Source organism: Desulfosporosinus burensis (assembly GCF_054657535.1).
This window is the reverse complement of the sequence record NZ_BAAHYN010000004.1, coordinates 88333-105503: the sequence shown is the minus strand read 5'-3', so window position 1 is coordinate 105503 and position 17171 is coordinate 88333. Positions and strand designations below refer to the sequence as shown.

Below are 17171 nucleotides of genomic sequence, written 5' to 3'. Positions count from 1 at the left end.
GAGTGTGTTCCAATTATTACCATGTGTTTAAAAGAAACGTAATCTGAGTATTATAATGGTCTAGGAAAACTCGACAAGATTTTCTGAAAAGATAATGAACCTGATATAATAAAACCACTAAAGAAAGCAGGTTTATTATTGATGAAGAAAAGAGTATTTAGCGCAGAATTTAAGGCGGAGAGAGTTTTGGAGGTTTTGCGAGGCGAAAAAGAACTAAACGAAATCGCCAGCACCCATGAGATAGCGCCTAACCAGCTGCGGAACTGGAAGAATGAATTTTTGGCTAATGCAGCCAATGTATTTGATAACAAAAAGGACAAGGTGTTACAGGAGAAAGTTAAGGATCAGGAGCGGGAAAACGATAGCTTATATAAAAAGGTCGGTCAATTGACTACACAAGTCGATTGGCTCAAAAAAAAATCTGAAGAAATTCTTGGACCTGACTGGGAGAGTCGGTTTACTCCACGCCCAAAAGGCTGAAATCAAGGATCATAAGAACAGTGAAAATGGCGATAAACCGCTACCCTTGTCCACTGTTGCAGGGCTTTTAGACGTCAACCGAACAAGCGTGTACTACGCACCAAAAGAGCCTTCCGACTTTGAAATAATGGTTAAGCATAAAATTGATGCAATCCATACCGAAAGCCCATCTTGGGGCTCAAGGCAAATATCCAAAACATTACAAAAACAAGGCATTGAAATTGGTAGGCTCAAAACAAGGAAGTTTATGCAAGAGATGAGCATTTCTGCAATTTATCCGAAACCCAACCTATCCAAGCCTACAAAGGGACATAAGATCTACCCATATCTACTACGTAATGCCGTCATCACCCGAGCAAATCAGGCCTGGTCAATCGACATTACCTACATCAAGTTAAGACGTGGATTCATTTACTTAACTGCCATCATTGATTGGCACAGCAAGTGCATCGTTGGCTGGGAGCTGGATGACACTCTATCCACACGAATGGTGATCCATGCCCTAAAGATGGCCTATGCTGTTGCCACACCAGAGATATTAAATTCCGATCAGGGCAGCCAATTTACAAGCCATGAATATATTGAATTTGTTATCAATAACAAGAGTAAAATCAGCATGGATGGTAAGGGTAGATGGGCTGACAACATACCCATAGAGCGATGGTTTAGGACACTTAAATATGATGAAGTCTACCTTAAGGATTATGAACATATCAAGGATGCTAGGAAACAAATTGGAGGATTTATTCACAAATATAACTTTGTGAAATTGCACTCAGCATTGAATTACGAAACTCCGGCAGATATATATTACCCTGCTTTACTACAAATGAGTGCGTAGTCCTACACTCGGTAGGCCACTACATAGCACAAAATTCAATGATGCGCTCTAACAAAATGAAGACTACTACTATACAATATCTGGTACATTATCTTTTTGATTATTTTTGTCTTTACATCCGAGCCACTATAGTTGACTAAACTTTTCCAAATGTTCTTTAAGGATAATTTACCATGCCTCATAAAACCATAGGTGAGGGAGTTAAGGATTTTTATACTTAAAACTTCTGGGAACGAATCTAAGTGGGATAGGATTGTACCTCTTATAATTGGAAAATATAAGAACTAAGAGACGTGATTCAAACGAATTTAAGGCTAACACAACAAAGGGCTAAAGATAAAACCAAGACTAGAAGAGCAATTATGACCTGTTGCTCACCACTACATGAACGATGGTTAGATTCAGTTGCCCGAATTCAAGTTAGCAAGTACTCGCATTATATGAATAATCATTACTACTTCGGGTTATAATCGTAAGCCTCAAACCCACCGTATCTAGCAGTGAACCAATATATTTGAGATAATAATTTGATGATGTGCTAAAAAACACAACATAAAAGAGCCTCCAATTTTTAGTGAGACTCTTTCTGGTTAAGTATTCTTTTTCTGAGACCTACAGCTTTCTGGTAGTTTATCAGACCATGGTAATAGATCTTGCAGAAAATCCTTACTCGTTCCCATATAATGTTGGGGAATTGTCTCTAAATATATGGACAATATATTCATAGGGCTTCAAACCGTGGGGAAGCATGGGGGGCACGCTTTTTTATCAAGAGGATATTAATAACAATAAGTACATAAATTCATTATTTAGGGCAAGCATAATTCAGAAAATAAGGATTGACAGTGCATTCTGAAAAAGCTATTATTATATTAGAAATGTAACCGTTTACATGAAAATTCATGTCCCAATATATCAGGAGTCAAAACTTTATTAATTCAGCGAAAGTAGCCTATATAAGCATTTGTTCACAGAGGTCTATAACTAAACCATAGAGCATTATCGTTATATAAGCAGATAATAGAACTTACAAAAATTATAAGAATGTAACCGATTACAATTAATGATAGAGGGTGCAACGATTGGCGACAATTAGAGATGTTGCTCGTTTGGCGGGATTGTCTGTGGCTACAGTCTCACGAGTGATTAACAAAACGGACTCTGTGAATCCTGAGACCGCAGGACAAGTACTGAAGGCGATTGAGCAGCTTCAATACGAGCCAAATGCTGTAGCTCGGGGCCTAGCGGGCAAGAAGATGGGGATCATTGCCTTAATCCTGCCGGATATTTTGAATCCGTTTTTTCCTGCTTTGGCCCGCGGTGTCGAAGATGTAGCCCATAAGAAAGGCTTGACGGTTATCTTAGGCAACTCAGACGATCTAGGCTTAAAAGAAAGTTCTTATATCAAAGTCCTTAAAAAAAAGTATGTGGATGGCTTCATCTTCGCTTCGAATACGATTCGTGAAGAGGATGTCGAAGCGCTAAGAAACGAACGTATCCCGATTGTTTTGTTAGATAGAGGCCTGAATACTGCATCCTGTGCAGTGATACGCTCCAATAACCGACAAGGGGCTAAAATTGCCGTTCAGCATCTAATAGAGCAGGGCTGTCAGAGGATCGCTCATATTTACGGGCCACAGGAATTTATCACGGCTCGAGAGCGCATGCTTGGATATGAGGAAGTCGCTGGAAGATTAAATGGGTATTCGCCCAGTTTAATGGTCTCAGGAAACTTTGATATCGATAGTGGCAGAAAAGCTGTGGAACAGCTTCTTGCCCGTCATCCTGATCTGGATGGAATTTTTGCCGGAAATGATCTTATGGCGGTAGGGGCTCTCAAAGCTCTGCATGAACGAGGAATCCAAGTCCCAGAACAAGTCAAAGTCTGCGGGTTCGATGGAATTGGTTTAACAGAGATCACCGAACCGGAATTAACGACAGTGGCCCAACCGGTCTATGAAATGGGTAGATTAGCTGCTCGGATTTTATTGGACGAGATCGAGAGCGGGGTCCGTAAGAATAAGCTCATTGAGCTGGACGTCACATTAATTCCCAGAAAATCGACCCAATAGGAGGAGACTTATATGGACTTACGACCTAAGATTGTCGTCATAGGTAGTCTGAATATGGATTTGGTCGTCAAAGCCGTGCGTGCTCCTAAACGCGGGGAAACGGTTCACGGAGAAGAAATTCATTTCGTTCCCGGTGGCAAAGGGGCCAACCAGGCGGTGGGCTTAGCTCGATTAGGTGCTCAGACCACCATGATCGGTGCGGTTGGGTCCGATGCTTTTGGAGTGGAACTCATGAAGGCCTTGCAGATGGATGGCGTAAATACCTCGAGCATTAAGGTACTCGATTCAGAAGCGACAGGCATTGCCTCGATCCTCCTAGCTGAGGGGGATAACAGTATTGTGGTGGTTCCAGGAGCGAATGCCCAGTGTTTACCTGAGGATTTAGATCGGTATGAGGAAATAATTACCGAAGCAGATCTTGTGCTCCTACAATTAGAGATTCCGCTAGTGACCGTGGAGCATGCGATTAAATTGGCACGAAAGCACGGGAAGCCCGTGATGCTCAATCCAGCCCCAGCCCTAAGCCTTTCTCGGGATCTTCTCAGCAAGGTGGATTATTTAACCCCTAATCGTTCCGAACTCGCCTTGCTGACAAGCATGTCCGAAGAGTCTACGATTGCTCAAGGAATTGAGAGTTTATTGGAAGTTGGAGTTTTGTGTTGTGTCACGACTTTGGGAGCTGAGGGAGTTGCTCTCATGGAAAAAGGCGGCAGCTTGGTTGTCGTTTCAGGTCATAAGGTCCCTGTGGTGGATACTACGGGAGCGGGAGATGCCTTTAATGCGGGCTTGGCGTATGCTCTAGCCCAGAAGAAATCGATACGAGAAGCCGCGGAATTTGCAGTGCAGGTTTCGGCTCTTGCCGTGACTAGATTTGGGGCTCAGGGCGGGATGCCGACCTTTGCCGAGGTAGAAGCGTATCAGGAGGGACGACAATGAAGAAGATCGGTATCTTAAACAGTGATATTTCCCGAGTGATTAGTGAGCTCGGGCATATGGATAAGATCGTTATAGCGGATGCAGGGTTACCCATTCCTCCTCATGTCAAACGGATTGACTTGGCTCTGAAAGAAGGAGTTCCATCGTTTATTGAGACGGTTGAGACCATTCTTCTGGAAATGTGTGTGGAAAAGGCCTATGTGGCGCAAGAAATGAGATTAACCAGCGCTTCCAAAAATGAAGAGCTAGTCGGGTTGTTACCCGGTGTTCAGATCAAGGTCATCACGCATGAAGAATTGAAAGCTTTAACTCATCAGGCCAAGGCCGTGATTCGTACGGGGGAGTTTACTCCTTATGCCAATGTCGTCCTTGAGGCGGGCGTAATCTTCTGAAAATTCAAAGGAGGGATTAGGTATGGCGGATCTTTTGACAATGGAGGGCATTAACAAGAGCTTCAGTGGAGTTAAGGTGTTAGAAGATGTTCAGTTTTCGCTCCGCCAAGGGGAAGTCCATGCCTTGATGGGTGAGAATGGTGCGGGTAAGTCAACCCTGATGAAAATCCTTTCTGGAATTTATAGTAAGGATGCTGGCTCTGTTCAGATTCAAGGAACCGAGTCCGTGGCATCTTCGCCTAAAACCGCGCAAGGTTTGGGAGTGGCGATCATCCATCAGGAACTTAACATGATCCCCGATCTATCCATCTTAGAAAATATGTTTTTAGGACGCGAGTTTAAATGGGGTCGGACGGGATTTGTAAACTGGCCCAGAATGCGTTCAGAAGCGAAGAATTATTTACAGCAACTGGGGATGGCCTTGAATCCAGATAGTCTAGTGGGTGAACTATCGGTTGGACAGCAGCAAATGGTGGAAATTGCTAAAGCGCTTTCGATGCACGCCAAAATTCTGGTTCTCGACGAGCCGACGGCGGCTTTGACCAAACGAGAAATCGAGAAACTCTTCCAGCTGATAGCGACTCTGAAGACCCAAGGAGTAGGAATGATCTACATTTCCCATCGTATGGAGGAAATCTTCCAAATCAGTGATCGGATCACTGTGTTGCGGGATGGGCGTTATATAGGTACCCGGGATACGAATGTCACCACGATGGACGAGTTAGTGCAGATGATGGTTGGTCGGGAGATCAAAGAGCGTTTCCCTAAGGTAGAAACGAACATTGGGGAAGAGCGTCTTCGTGTGGAGGCTTTAGCTCAAGCAGGAAAACTCTATGATATCAACTTGAGTGTGCGGGCTGGAGAAATCCTTGGAATTGCGGGTTTAATGGGATCCGGTCGATCAGAATTGGCCAAAGCTCTGTTTGGTGTAGGGAAATATCAAGGGAAGATCTTCGTGAATGACAAACTGGTGAGGATTAATAGTCCTGCCGATGCGATTAAGGCCGGTATGGCGTTGATTACAGAAGATAGGAAAGGAGAGGGTCTTGTCTCCGATCTCTCAGTTCGGGAAAATTTAGCCTTGCCTAATTTGCGCTCACTATCGCGCTTGGGGTTTATCGGCCATCGGATGGAACAGGATTTTGTGGGAGATAGTATTAAGAAGCTGAACGTTAAAGTTCATCATTCCGGGCAATTGGTAAGTTCTTTAAGTGGAGGAAATCAGCAAAAAGTCGTGATTGGGAAGTGGCTGGCGACGCAACCTAAAGTTTTAATCTTAGATGAACCGACTCGGGGTGTGGATATCGGGGCGAAACGGGAAATCTATGACTTGATGAATCAGCTCGTTCAAAAAGGGGTCGCCATCGTCATGATTTCCTCTGAACTTCCGGAAGTCCTCGGAATGAGCGATCGAGTACTGGTCATGCACGAAGGACGAATCACTGGAGAATTCTCGCGCGAAAACGCAACACAAGAAACGATTATGGTTGCTGCAACAGGAGGGAAAAGTCATGGGTAAAGTCCGAGGGAAAAGTGGGATTCTGCAGCGCATGGGACCTCTGGTGGGTTTGATTCTCATCGTCTTTATCTTATCGATTATCAATTCGGATTTTTTGACCGTGAGCAATATTTTTAACGTGCTCCGACAGGTTTCGATTAATGCCTTGATAGCCTATGGGATGACGTTTGTCATTCTGACCGGAGGGATCGACCTCTCTGTCGGTTCGATTATTGCTCTTTCCAGTGCCTTTGCTGCAGGGATGATGGCCACAGGCGGAAATTCCTGGTTAGCAATCGGTGTAGCCGTGCTGTCTGGGACTTTGATGGGAACCATAAATGGGGTCGTCATTGCTCGAGGAAAAGTCGCCCCGTTTATTGCCACGCTGGCGACCATGACGATTTTCCGTGGCTTAACCTTGGTTTATACAGAAGCGAAACCGATCACTGGATTTCCAGACGCGTTTGGCTTGATTGGACGAGGGTATCTCTTCCAAATCCCAATGCCCGTAATTTGGATGCTGGTAGCCTTTGTGGCACTCTATGTCATCTTGAAATTCACATCCTTTGGACGCCACGTTTTTGCCTTGGGAGGAAACGAAGAAGCAACTCGCCTTTCTGGTATCAATACAAATCGAGTCAAAATCCTTGTTTATAGTATTAGCGGGTTGATGGCATCTTTGAGTGGGATTATCCTAACTTCGCGCTTGAATTCTGCTCAACCAACTGCCGGGACGTCGTATGAGCTTGATGCAATTGCCGCCGTGGTCTTAGGAGGCACGAGTCTCTCGGGGGGGAAAGGGTGGATCGCGGGAACCTTAATTGGAGCCATGATTATTGGGATTCTCGATAACGGCTTAAATCTTATGAATGTTTCATCGTTTTACCAACAGGTTGTTAAGGGCGGGGTCATTTTGCTGGCGGTCTTACTAGATCGGTCAAAAGGGAAATAGTCAATCCTTGAGTAGAAGGGGTAAATTTTCTGATCTCCACTGAATGGAACAACGGTTTCGTCAGTTGTGGATATATAGGTTCTCTTAGAAGGGGAGGATGCTAAGGCTTAGAAACGTCCTTGAAGTTATAGTTTATCATTACTAGTACACATCTTATGGAAACATGGTGGTTAAGCCACCCTAATAGAAAGGAAGAGTAAAAAATGAAACGAAAAAATAGTATATGGATGATGATCCTCGTAGTTCTCATGTCAATAAGCCTCATTGGTTGTGGAACGACTGAATCCAAATTAGAAACGAAAGAAGCACCTAAACCAGCCAGTAAAGTGACCATTGGTTTTTCGATCTCCACATTAAACAACCCATTCTTTGTAACCCTCAAAGAAGGTGCTGAAAAAGCAGCTAAAGACGCTGGTGCAGACCTGTTAGTTGTAGATGCTCGTGATAATACCGCTAAGCAAATCAGCGATATTGAAGACTTGATCCAGAAAAAAGTCAGTGTGATTCTGATTAACCCAACTGACAGTGCAGCGGTTGTTTCAGCCGTCGAATCGGCTAACAAAGCCAACATTCCTGTGATCACGGTTGACCGAGCTTCTAATGGCGGAAAAGTCGTTTCTCATATCGCATCCGATAACGTCAAGGGTGGTAGCATGGCTGCCGAATATATTATGAAAACCCTGAACAACAAAGGAAACTTAGTAGAATTACAAGGGATTGCGGGAACATCGGCAGCACGTGATCGTGGCCAAGGTTTCCATAATATTGTGGATGGCAAAGATGGCGTGAAAGTCGTAGCTTCTCAACCTGCTGATTTTGATCGTGCTAAAGGCTTAAAAGTAATGGAGAATATCCTTCAAGGCAATAAAGACATTCAAGCTGTGTTCGCACATAATGATGAAATGGCCTTAGGGGCTCTCAGTGCCATTGAAGCTGCAGGCAAGAAAATCATGGTGGTCGGTTTTGACGCGACAGATGATGCTGTGAAATCCGTTAAAGAGGGAAAAATGGCAGCAACAGTTGCTCAGAAACCCGATTTGATTGGTAAAACTTCGTTAGAAATCGCCCTTAAAGTAGCTAAAGGGGAAAAAGTTGACGCGAGTATCCCAGTTGCGTTAGAGTTGGTTACGAAGTAATAGAAAGTAATAAAAAGAGGTTGGAGCACGTGCTTCGACCTCTTTTTTCCGACTTTTGGTTGTAATAAGTTTAAAAATTGAACTCCATAACAACTGTTATCGGAACCAATTGATTTCTGGTTACTCCATTTCATAATATATTCCTTGATATATCCTTTGTACAAAGCATTACGCGACGCCAATGATAAAATATGACAGTATGCTTAGAGCAATTTCGATAGCAAAGCGATATAATCTTGAAAATGCAAGAAGGCAAACGTTTATAGACAAGAAGGTCAAGCTAAGCAGGGAGCATGATGAGCTGAATGATGTGGATACCCGTTTCACAGAATACAGAAAAATGTCTAATTCAAATGATATGATTTGGATTAGAACGTTAGCAAATTCTCCGAACATGGGCATATAAGGAGGGCAGCAATGATTACGCTGACTAATTTCTAAGTGAGGAAATTAATTATGCATCAGAGTAGGTTTTTTGTTAAAATAGAGCGAATTATATTGAAACTGTGATTACTAATTCAACGTTAGAGGTAAATGAAATGAATGAACAACTTCTCAAACCTATCCAAGAAGCAACCTATTTGACGGTTTCGAATGCCTGGCGTTATCGTTCTGTCTTGCGTTACATTTATCAGCAGCACGAACGACTACGTTACTACATAGTTCCCGAAGAAATTTTGCAGTATTTGAAGCAGGAGCCTCACTTTCAAGGGTTCACTGAAGAACAGTTACAGCAGGATCTAGACCAACTGGTCAGCTGGAAGAATCTTATACCTCGTCAAGACACAGGACGCGTCTCTAGTATTGAAGAATTTAAGAAACGAAAATTTCGTTATCAGTTGACCCCCTACACGATTGAAATTGAACGTATGGTTTTGGGGCTTGAACATCTGGGAGAAGGCTTTGGCGGTTCATTAGAACGAACTCTTTTTGACCGCTTACTCGGAAATTTAATGGATCTAACCATCGCTTGGGTGGAAACAGACTCTATCTTTAGTAAAACAAATGAAGAGATTTATCTACTCTGGCAGGACTTGTATGAGAATTTCCATCGTCTCACCGATAATGCTGCCGATTATTTAGCTTCGCAAGACACCCGATCGGCTTGATCCGTTTGGCTCTCGTGCTCGTCGCATGGAAGATTACCTGCTCGGCGAAAAGGGTGTTTCTGAGCTTGATGAACGGACAGGCTATCTCTATCTGGAATATCATCGGCCTGGTACGCAAGAATATATCACCACGGGTATTGGTTTAAAGGCTAAACGTCAGGGTACTCTGGAGTTTTGGGGATTCATCCTCCTAGATAACCGCCGAGTCGGACAGGATTTCCAACTCTACAAAACTGAACGAGCGCTCGATGGTAAGCTTGAAAAGATTCCTCTCACTCGGCGCGAACTAGAAAATCGGATTGCTGAGGGTGGCGAGGTTGTCAAAACTCAAAAGGAGTACATGGAACGGGTGAACCGCTACCTTTTTGGGTTTAAGACCGTGGATGATTACGACGATCTAATCAAGCTTTTGATCCAATTGCGGAGTCCCAAACTTTCCAAGGATTTTCGGCCCACCGTAGTTTACGAGATCTTAAACGAAGCACTGCCTTCCTTATCGGATGATGAATTACGTCCCCTTTCGGATACCATCGAGAACATGGACCAGATTAAGAGCCAATTAGATCAGCTTCAGAAGGAAGAACAGGCTCTGAAACGGCTCATTCGGTATTATGACCAGTACAACCAAAAAGTACGGGTCGAAAAGGCTGAAGGATTTTTAACCACTCACCAACGTCTTCTCGCGGCTGCTCAGGCGCTCAAAAGCCTACACCTCGAACGTGACAACGCCAAGATCTCGCTTGCAAAAATAGAAGAAGACGAAACGAACCTTAGACGGGAGCAGCAGGTTTTAAATGTAGACCGAGAAGGCCTAGAGCAGCATGATGTCTTCAAAGCTGAAAAAGAGAAAGCAGACCTTCTGATTAAGCAACAGAAAAATGCCGAGCTTCTCTCGAACAAAACGTCCCAACTAACCAGCAATGTGGCTCAAGAGGCTAACCTAAAGCAAAAGATGGGTGAGCTAGAGCTCATGGAACATAAAGCTTTGGACAAGATCCATGAGGAACTCGAGGAACTGGACAGTTTGGCGGAGGAAACGGCTTTTTTAAATCATGAGGTGGCAGCCGACGAATTTAACCGGGAATTCGATCAGACGTTTTCCTTTGCCCTTTGGAAAAAAGAAGTTCGAGACTATCAAAACTTAGTGGAGAACGTTCTTAAAGTCCTACGCCAAGAATTTGGGGCCAGAGAGAAGTATCAAGAAGCAGAACTGATTCTTGGTGAGGCTAAAAAAGCATGGGATGAGGCGCAATATCAGGAAAAGAAATGGACTGAGGTACTTCAGGAAGAACAGTCCAGATGGGTTGCTGATTTGTTTGAATGGCAGCCAACCAATCAAGAATTACACTTCGAGGATATCGAGCTGCAAACCCTGGCCCAACGAGCCAGAGCGTTTCCAGAAAGCATCAATTCGATCGTGCTGCGCGAACCTCTCTCCCAAGCAACGAATAGAGCCCGCGATAAGCTTCGAGAAGAGATTCTTAGCGTTAATCACCTGAGAGACCAGATCATGAAAGACATTAAACTTAATACCGAAGAGTTAGAAGTATGGCGTCAACGCAAGGACCCTGAACCCTCGAGGCATGACCTGACAAATCAGGCCCGTCAAATCTTGAAAGATGCCAAGGTTCCGTTTGTCTCCTTCTATAGTGCCGTGGAATTTCACGATCATGTTCCACAGGTGACTAGAGAACGACTAGAAAGTGCCTTGAAGGAGATGGGTATCCTAGATGCTTTAATTGTCAGAGAACACGTTGCTGTTAAAACATCCGGGCCAGAACAGACCTGGCCAAACGTCCCGCTACACGACCGCATCCTTAAACCAGCCCCCGAAATTCTTGCTCATACCTTAGCAGATTACCTTTACCCAACTCCTGTAGAGGGAAGTAACGTACAGTCGGAGGACATTGATAACATTCTCAGGACCATCCTAGTTGAAGAAGATCAGCTAGATAGTAACACCAGTTTATTCACCAACGGTTCCTACCGGATTGGCGCAATCAAGGGACATGCTCCTCAGGCGGAATCCGCCTTATATATAGGGAAAGAAGCTCGGAGGCAACTTCGTTTGCGGGAGATCAAGAAACTCGAAGACGAACGTGAACGTCTTAACCAACAAGTCCTTGAGCAAGAGAGCCGATTGCAGAACCTGAACCAAGTGGGTAAAAATACTGGTTTTTCTAATGAAAACAAGAATGAACTTGATAGACTAAAGCGGATTAATGCTGACAGGTATGCTGATAGCAGCGACAGGGCTGGGAATAGTATCATATCTTGAAGATTTTATACCCATTGTTATTTTATGCAGTTTCATTGACACTATTTGCCCAAGTTATTTTATTATTCATAACAAGGCTTAATGGGTTGCGAGTAAAAAAATCATGAGACATTCTGAATTCAAAGAAATGGTTGAAAAAGGCATGATGAAGCCTTTTGTTTATTTTGAACTTGTTCCTGAAGTTGTATGTTATAACGATTATTCTGCCGGTATGATTCCAACAGAAGTTATTGTAAGTGCGTCCTAGATCCATTATTTACCCGTTTTGGCTTTTATTGTTGGCACGTCACTAATCTCAACTTTTTCCATTACCGTGGTTTTCGGGCAAAGGCTTTTACCTCATAACATCGGGCTGGCTTCGGGGCTGATGCTCGGTTTTGCTATCGGTATGGGCTCTATCGGGGTAACATTACTTGGAGTAATCGCTGACCACATTGGCTTGCCCATAACCATGAACCTGATCAGCCTGCTTCCCGTCCTAGGCATAATACTTGCCTTTTCTCTGCCGGATGTTAGAGCTAGAGAATCCGTTACCAAGCTGGGAAAAGCCTTGCAGCAACAAGCTTGAGAGTTGCGTCAGAACCAATTGATCAAAGTAAATAAGGGAGTGGAATAAGAATGAAATCTTTATTCGACCAAACACAGTTTTCCGGAATTAAGCTAAAAAACCGGTTTTTCCGTTCAGCTACTTATGATGGTTTAGCCAATGAACGCGGGCACATGACAGAAGCGTTATTTGAGGTCTATGAGAATTTAGCAAAGGGGGGTGTCGGGACTATTATCACAGGTCTTACGACTGTAACTGATATAGAGCAGCCCATTCCATGCCAAATGGCTATCTACGATGATTCATTTATTGACGGCTATAAGAAGTTAACCGAGATGAGTCATCGTTACCATACTAATATTATCCTGCAACTCGTTTGCCTCGGATCCCAAACTTCAAGCGGCAAGGTGATGTGGGTCCCGGATGAAATGACACCCCAAGAGATTCTTCTCGTTCAAACAGCTTTTGCCGATGCGGCGCTTCGAGCAAAGAAGGCGGGGTTTGATGGAGTTCAGATGCATGTTGCGCATGGATATCTATTAAGTAAATTTTTGACGCCTAATTATAACCGCAGAACTGACGGCTATGGTGGCAGCATTGAGAATAGAGCAAGAATGGTGATGGAAACGTATAAAGCAATCCAGGAAAAGGTTGGTCCAGACTATCCGGTTCTGATTAAAATCAATAGCGAAGATTATATGGATCAAGGGATGACTTTCGAAGAATGCAAATACGTATGCAAAGAATTGGTAAAAATAGGAGTAGATGCAATTGAAGTGAGCGGGGGTAGTTTTTCGTCGCGGCGTAACGAGGGGCCATCCAGAAAAATAACGCTGGAACAGGAATCATATTTCAAGTCTTATGCCGCTGAAATAGCGCAAGAAATTAATGTTCCGGTCATCTTAGTAGGTGGTAATCGTGAATTTGGATCACTGACGGAGATTTTGAATCAAACTCCAATTGAATACTTTGCCCTTTCTCGACCGCTAATAAGGGAGAGCAATCTCATTAACCGTTGGCATGATGGCAATCTGGACCACGCAAAATGCATTTCTTGTAGTAAGTGCTTTGGTCGTCGGGACGGAACCAGCTGTGTTTTCAACCGCCAGAATAGTGCTGAGGCATAATAATGGGTTTGGGTTCACTACGGTTTCGTAAAATAGTTTAAACAGCCTTTCCTTCTGGTCCATATTTTTTCAATGTAATACGTTAGGATAACGAAGACGCTCATTATTCCAAAGTATGTCGTGATTACTCCTAGTGGATTAGGACTTTGGAATTCACCCTTCGGTTCTCCTTCATCTGAGCGATCAGGACCAAGGTTACCGTCTAGAGGAGTATGGTTATCTGGTCCATTGCCTTCAGGTCGTTGTTTTAGACCAACAGGTGGGGTCTGCGACTTTCGTTCAGGTCGTTGTTCAAAACCAGCAGGAGGGGTTTGTGAGGTAGTAATATTAAACACTGCACCAATACTTTCGATTCTTGCAGCGAAATTCGTGGTAACCATCTGATAGCTGCCAAATAATAGAAGGATAGCCATGGCGAGTTTGGCGATAATACCTGTTACCTTGGAAGATTTGATATTAAATAACTTTTTGAAGTTACAAATAACCCACTTCCAATGAAGTCCGATGTGAATACCAATCAGAATGACGGTTAAATAGGATATGCTAATGTGTGATACCTTAAACCACATTTCATTACCAATGCGTAGATTGGGAAAGACAATTTTTGAAATGAATAGGCCACTTACTATGATGAAGAGCATCGAAATTAAGAGGAGTATATTGAGTAGATAACCCAAGCGAATTTTCCTTGGGAGTTTTCGGTCAAAGAGTCTTAAACTTACTTTCTTTACCCATTGGAAATTTAATGCGATATGAACTAAGACACCAAGGCCAATTCCAATTCCTGCAATTTCGTGGAAGTGCAATCCGCCAAGGACCATCTTATTAAAGAGTAATACGAAAGTAAGAGACATAACAATGTCGATTAATAATTTAAGGTAATTTTTGTTTTTCACAATTTCAGCCTCCCATTTAAGATTGTTTAGGATAATTAGCACTAAAGTTGGTGTTTAAACTATAGAATCTTGTTTGCAGATACATCCAACTTAATGATTATAACGTGACTAACTGAGTTGATCCTGAATCGTAGCTGAGAGTTTGCTGAAACTTGTAGCCACCCATCAAGGATGAGCGGATATATAAATCAATAATAAAAAGGGGATCAGGCAGTGAATAGCTTAGAAAGTCGTATGATTAATAATAGTCATGAGTCATGACCATTTAACTAACAGTTGCTCACTGCATTGCTTGTGGGCGTTGGTCATCGCCGGGTGGCATCATACCGTCAACAGGCGGCATCATGCCCTCCCTGGGAGGCATATCGCCACCCCCGTCCGGTCGCTTGCCAAAGCCGCCACCACCACCGGGGCCGGTATTTTGCGGTTTAGTGGTTACACCCGATTCCGAAAGAAAGGTAAGCGAGTCCGAAAGTGTTACATCAACTAGTTTGGTGTTTCCGCTATATAAGGTATAGGTAGAGCCCACCAATAATTTAGGAGACGAAATTGCAACCGTACTATATTGTTTTGAGGGTGTATAGCTTGCAATAATAGTTCCATCCTTATCTTTCAGGATTATCGTACTTCCAGCAGCTTGTGAGGATGTGTAAGTCATCAGGATAGACAGTTGTGAATTAGTGCTGGGAGCTTGAGCCATTCCAGAACTGCCGGATGCTACGAGAGTTCCTCCGCTTATTGTAAAGCCACCGTCGTAATCAAGCGCACCATTATTATTTGCCGTTGGGCCATCAACATAGACAGTACCACCTGTCATGTTTACACTCCCGTTGGAGTCCAGTCCGTCACCATTGGCGTTTAAAGCAACTTCGCCACCTGTTATAGTCAAAACACCCTCCTTGCTATTAATATTAATTCCGTCATCAGTAGAGGTAGCGCTGATTTTCCCACCATTGACAGTAATATTGGTACCCTCCAAAGCCTCATAGGAGTTCTTAATGGTTATTTCGCCATTGTCTATGTGGACATTATTGTCCGCGTGTACCCCATCATCACCACTTTGCAAGGTCAGGGTGCCACCGTTTATGGCGACATCATTGTTGCTGTGGACGGCATCCTCATAGGATGAAACATTGATATTACCACCATTAATGAGAATACTCTGCCCCGCTTTTAAGCCTTTTTTGCTTTCTTCGTCCTCTGTACTCGTTGGAGTGGTAGTGGTAGTGGTGGCATTTTGACCGGGACGACCACCTAGGTTATTGTTGCCACTACTGATACTCTTGCCGGGGTAGCCACCGCCGGAGTTTAGAGCGAAGTTACCATCCTCAATTTGTACTTGCTTCATGGCCTGTATTGCATCGTTTGCAGCAGTAATCGTGAACTTTCCGTTTTGGATAATGACATTTCCCTTGCCCTCATCTGTTTCATTGGTAGAGCGTATGCCGTCTTTGCCGGCGCTTATGGTAATGCTTCCGTTTTTAACACTAACCATGTCCTTACCAACCATTCCGTCAGCCTTTGTGTTGACAATCAACGTGCCGTCCGTGATTTTCAAGTCATCCTTGCTGGTAATTCCATCGTTATTATTAGCTGTTACCGTTAATGTGCCGCTACCGGTTAGGGTAAGGTCAGACTTACTGAAAATAGCAGCGGACGGTTCACCATCAGCATTAACAAGGGTGTCACTTCCTCCAGTCACTGAATTTTCAGTGCCATTTTCAAGGAGTATGACCGTCTTTTTAGCGCCTTTAATATAGATAGGAGCGCTTGTTTGGCTTGTGATCGTTGCTCCATTTAACACGAGAAATACCGTTTTTTTATCGATATCCTTATCCACATCAACAATAATACTTCCGTCCGTCAACGTGCCAGTAACTTCATAAACGCCCGATGCGGAGATCGTAACAACCGAGTCTTGTACGGCTAGACCGCCGCCTTTTACCGTCGCCGAGCCTCCAGTTAAGCCAATCGTCTTATAACTGCTGTTTTTCCAGTTGAAATAATAATCATCGCTATCATAGTTTACAGAAATCGCCTTGATATCGCTGGTAGTGCTAGTACTTGCGCTTTCCAGGTTAGAGCCTTCTTTCGTAGCAGCACACCCTATAGTGCCGGAGATTAAAAGCGTCAGGGATAAAATAATCCCAAGTGGTTTTTTCATGAATGTTTCTCCTTTAAGGTAGATTTTAACGATTGATTAAACACCAGCGATTATGATACGAAATCACCGCTGTAGCTGATAAGCACAGCATTTTTCACGCCAACAATTGCCGAGATGTTGTTGACAAAGCTACTTTCTTTGTCTTTAACCCGAACTTCTAGCGTTAATTCGATATTGTCTTGCGATACGTTTTTTTGTTTGAGATTATATCGTTTGGTATGACTGTGTATCAGGCTGAGAACGTTTTTTTCACTATCGTCGCCGTCGCAATTTACCACGAGCAGATAGGGCGTTTCAAAGGAGGTCTTTTTGATAAAGATAAACATCACGATACCAATCATAATCGAGGCAGTAATAGCTAGGGAATAGAAACCAGCGCCGACCACGATGCCAGCAGCGGCACCCCAGAATATGAAAATCAAATCAGTAGGGTCTTTGATGGGGGTTCTGAAACGTACAATACTGAGCGCTCCGACCATACCGAGAGAGAGGATAAGATTTGAATTGATGGCAATGATAATCATGGCGGTAACCATCGTAATACCCATTAAGGTCACATTAAAGCTCTTTGAATATAAAACACCGCTAAAAATCTGCTTGTAGAGTATATAGATGAAGAAGCCTATCAGGAAGGCAACCGACATCGTGATAAGCGTGTTTACGATAGAGATATCGGCACCGAAATTACTCAGGACTGATTTTTTAATGATATCGATAAAATTAAGCGCTTGATCTGTATTCAT

Annotated in this window: 17 protein-coding genes; 14 read left to right on the top strand and 3 right to left on the bottom strand. The window is 43.5% G+C overall.

The window, feature by feature from the left end; genetic code table 11:
• Positions 1-141 precede the first annotated feature (141 nt).
• The 14 genes from ACYQ3Q_RS07870 (at position 142) to ACYQ3Q_RS07805 (ending at position 13368) form a co-directional block, all read left to right on the top strand.
• Positions 142-480, top strand: coding sequence for a transposase (locus ACYQ3Q_RS07870; protein WP_459927575.1), 339 nt, complete (start codon positions 142-144; stop codon positions 478-480).
• The gene (locus ACYQ3Q_RS07865; RefSeq protein ID WP_459927319.1) at positions 434-1321 is read left to right on the top strand and encodes an IS3 family transposase; all 888 of its coding nucleotides are present in this window, start codon (positions 434-436) and stop codon (positions 1319-1321) included. The genes ACYQ3Q_RS07870 and ACYQ3Q_RS07865 overlap by 47 nt, the downstream gene beginning before the upstream one ends.
• 1073 nt (positions 1322-2394) lie before the next feature.
• Positions 2395-3393 (top strand): LacI family DNA-binding transcriptional regulator, encoded by a 999-nt coding sequence (locus ACYQ3Q_RS07860; RefSeq protein ID WP_459928052.1) that lies wholly within the window; start codon positions 2395-2397, stop codon positions 3391-3393.
• Positions 3394-3405: 12 nt separating this feature from the next.
• Complete coding sequence (gene rbsK / locus ACYQ3Q_RS07855; protein ID WP_459928051.1) at positions 3406-4329, top strand: ribokinase; 924 nt, start codon at positions 3406-3408, stop codon at positions 4327-4329.
• A complete protein-coding gene (gene rbsD, locus ACYQ3Q_RS07850) occupies positions 4326-4721 on the top strand; it encodes a D-ribose pyranase (RefSeq protein WP_459928050.1) in 396 nt (131 codons plus the stop codon). Before rbsK ends, rbsD begins: the two co-directional genes overlap by 4 nt.
• A gap of 22 nt (positions 4722-4743) precedes the next feature.
• Entirely contained in the window at positions 4744-6240 is a 1497-nt protein-coding gene (locus ACYQ3Q_RS07845; protein WP_459928049.1) for a sugar ABC transporter ATP-binding protein, read from the top strand.
• A complete protein-coding gene (locus tag ACYQ3Q_RS07840; protein WP_459928048.1) occupies positions 6233-7171 on the top strand; it encodes an ABC transporter permease subunit in 939 nt (312 codons plus the stop codon). Before ACYQ3Q_RS07845 ends, ACYQ3Q_RS07840 begins: the two co-directional genes overlap by 8 nt.
• Positions 7172-7374: 203 nt before the next feature.
• Positions 7375-8307, top strand: coding sequence for a ribose ABC transporter substrate-binding protein RbsB (rbsB, locus tag ACYQ3Q_RS07835; protein WP_459928047.1), 933 nt, complete (start codon positions 7375-7377; stop codon positions 8305-8307).
• A 181-nt stretch (positions 8308-8488) separates the two neighbouring features.
• Positions 8489-8713: a hypothetical protein gene (locus ACYQ3Q_RS07830; RefSeq protein ID WP_459928046.1), complete on the top strand. Its 225-nt coding sequence runs from the start codon at positions 8489-8491 to the stop codon at positions 8711-8713.
• A 133-nt stretch (positions 8714-8846) separates the two neighbouring features.
• A complete protein-coding gene (locus tag ACYQ3Q_RS07825; protein WP_459928045.1) occupies positions 8847-9416 on the top strand; it encodes a DUF2397 domain-containing protein in 570 nt (189 codons plus the stop codon).
• A gap of 25 nt (positions 9417-9441) precedes the next feature.
• Positions 9442-11694, top strand: coding sequence for a coiled-coil domain-containing protein (locus ACYQ3Q_RS07820; RefSeq protein WP_459928044.1), 2253 nt, complete (start codon positions 9442-9444; stop codon positions 11692-11694).
• A 103-nt stretch (positions 11695-11797) separates the two neighbouring features.
• Positions 11798-11941, top strand: coding sequence for a hypothetical protein (locus ACYQ3Q_RS07815; protein WP_459928043.1), 144 nt, complete (start codon positions 11798-11800; stop codon positions 11939-11941).
• A gap of 18 nt (positions 11942-11959) precedes the next feature.
• Complete coding sequence (locus ACYQ3Q_RS07810) at positions 11960-12262, top strand: MFS transporter (RefSeq protein WP_459928042.1); 303 nt, start codon at positions 11960-11962, stop codon at positions 12260-12262.
• A gap of 50 nt (positions 12263-12312) precedes the next feature.
• On the top strand, positions 12313-13368 hold the full coding sequence (locus tag ACYQ3Q_RS07805) for an NADH:flavin oxidoreductase (protein ID WP_459928041.1): 1056 nt from the start codon (positions 12313-12315) through the stop codon (positions 13366-13368).
• A gap of 17 nt (positions 13369-13385) precedes the next feature.
• Here the strand turns inward: ACYQ3Q_RS07805 and ACYQ3Q_RS07800 are convergent, their stop codons facing one another.
• From ACYQ3Q_RS07800 to ACYQ3Q_RS07790, 3 genes are all read right to left on the bottom strand, one after another.
• Positions 13386-14264: a DUF4405 domain-containing protein gene (locus tag ACYQ3Q_RS07800; protein ID WP_459928040.1), complete on the bottom strand. Its 879-nt coding sequence runs from the start codon at positions 14262-14264 to the stop codon at positions 13386-13388.
• Between the two features lie 280 nt (positions 14265-14544).
• Entirely contained in the window at positions 14545-16428 is a 1884-nt protein-coding gene (locus tag ACYQ3Q_RS07795; RefSeq protein ID WP_459928039.1) for a carbohydrate-binding domain-containing protein, read from the bottom strand.
• Between the two features lie 50 nt (positions 16429-16478).
• Positions 16479-17171 (bottom strand): DUF4956 domain-containing protein, encoded by a 693-nt coding sequence (locus ACYQ3Q_RS07790; RefSeq protein ID WP_459928038.1) that lies wholly within the window; start codon positions 17169-17171, stop codon positions 16479-16481.

What these genes read in the sequence shown, in the direction of transcription:
- rbsB (WP_459928047.1), top strand. Translation starts at nt 7,375, where the DNA reads ATGAAACGAAAAAATAGTATATGGATGATGATCCTCGTAGTTCTCATG.
- ACYQ3Q_RS07805 (WP_459928041.1), top strand. Translation starts at nt 12,313, where the DNA reads ATGAAATCTTTATTCGACCAAACACAGTTTTCCGGAATTAAGCTAAAA.
- ACYQ3Q_RS07870 (WP_459927575.1), top strand. Translation starts at nt 142, where the DNA reads ATGAAGAAAAGAGTATTTAGCGCAGAATTTAAGGCGGAGAGAGTTTTG.
- ACYQ3Q_RS07840 (WP_459928048.1), top strand. Translation starts at nt 6,233, where the DNA reads ATGGGTAAAGTCCGAGGGAAAAGTGGGATTCTGCAGCGCATGGGACCT.
- ACYQ3Q_RS07790 (WP_459928038.1), bottom strand. Translation starts at nt 17,171, where the DNA reads ATGAATACAGATCAAGCGCTTAATTTTATCGATATCATTAAAAAATCA.
- rbsK (WP_459928051.1), top strand. Translation starts at nt 3,406, where the DNA reads ATGGACTTACGACCTAAGATTGTCGTCATAGGTAGTCTGAATATGGAT.
- ACYQ3Q_RS07825 (WP_459928045.1), top strand. Translation starts at nt 8,847, where the DNA reads ATGAATGAACAACTTCTCAAACCTATCCAAGAAGCAACCTATTTGACG.
- ACYQ3Q_RS07820 (WP_459928044.1), top strand. Translation starts at nt 9,442, where the DNA reads ATGGAAGATTACCTGCTCGGCGAAAAGGGTGTTTCTGAGCTTGATGAA.
- ACYQ3Q_RS07830 (WP_459928046.1), top strand. Translation starts at nt 8,489, where the DNA reads ATGATAAAATATGACAGTATGCTTAGAGCAATTTCGATAGCAAAGCGA.
- ACYQ3Q_RS07815 (WP_459928043.1), top strand. Translation starts at nt 11,798, where the DNA reads ATGAGACATTCTGAATTCAAAGAAATGGTTGAAAAAGGCATGATGAAG.
- rbsD (WP_459928050.1), top strand. Translation starts at nt 4,326, where the DNA reads ATGAAGAAGATCGGTATCTTAAACAGTGATATTTCCCGAGTGATTAGT.
- ACYQ3Q_RS07795 (WP_459928039.1), bottom strand. Translation starts at nt 16,428, where the DNA reads ATGAAAAAACCACTTGGGATTATTTTATCCCTGACGCTTTTAATCTCC.
- ACYQ3Q_RS07845 (WP_459928049.1), top strand. Translation starts at nt 4,744, where the DNA reads ATGGCGGATCTTTTGACAATGGAGGGCATTAACAAGAGCTTCAGTGGA.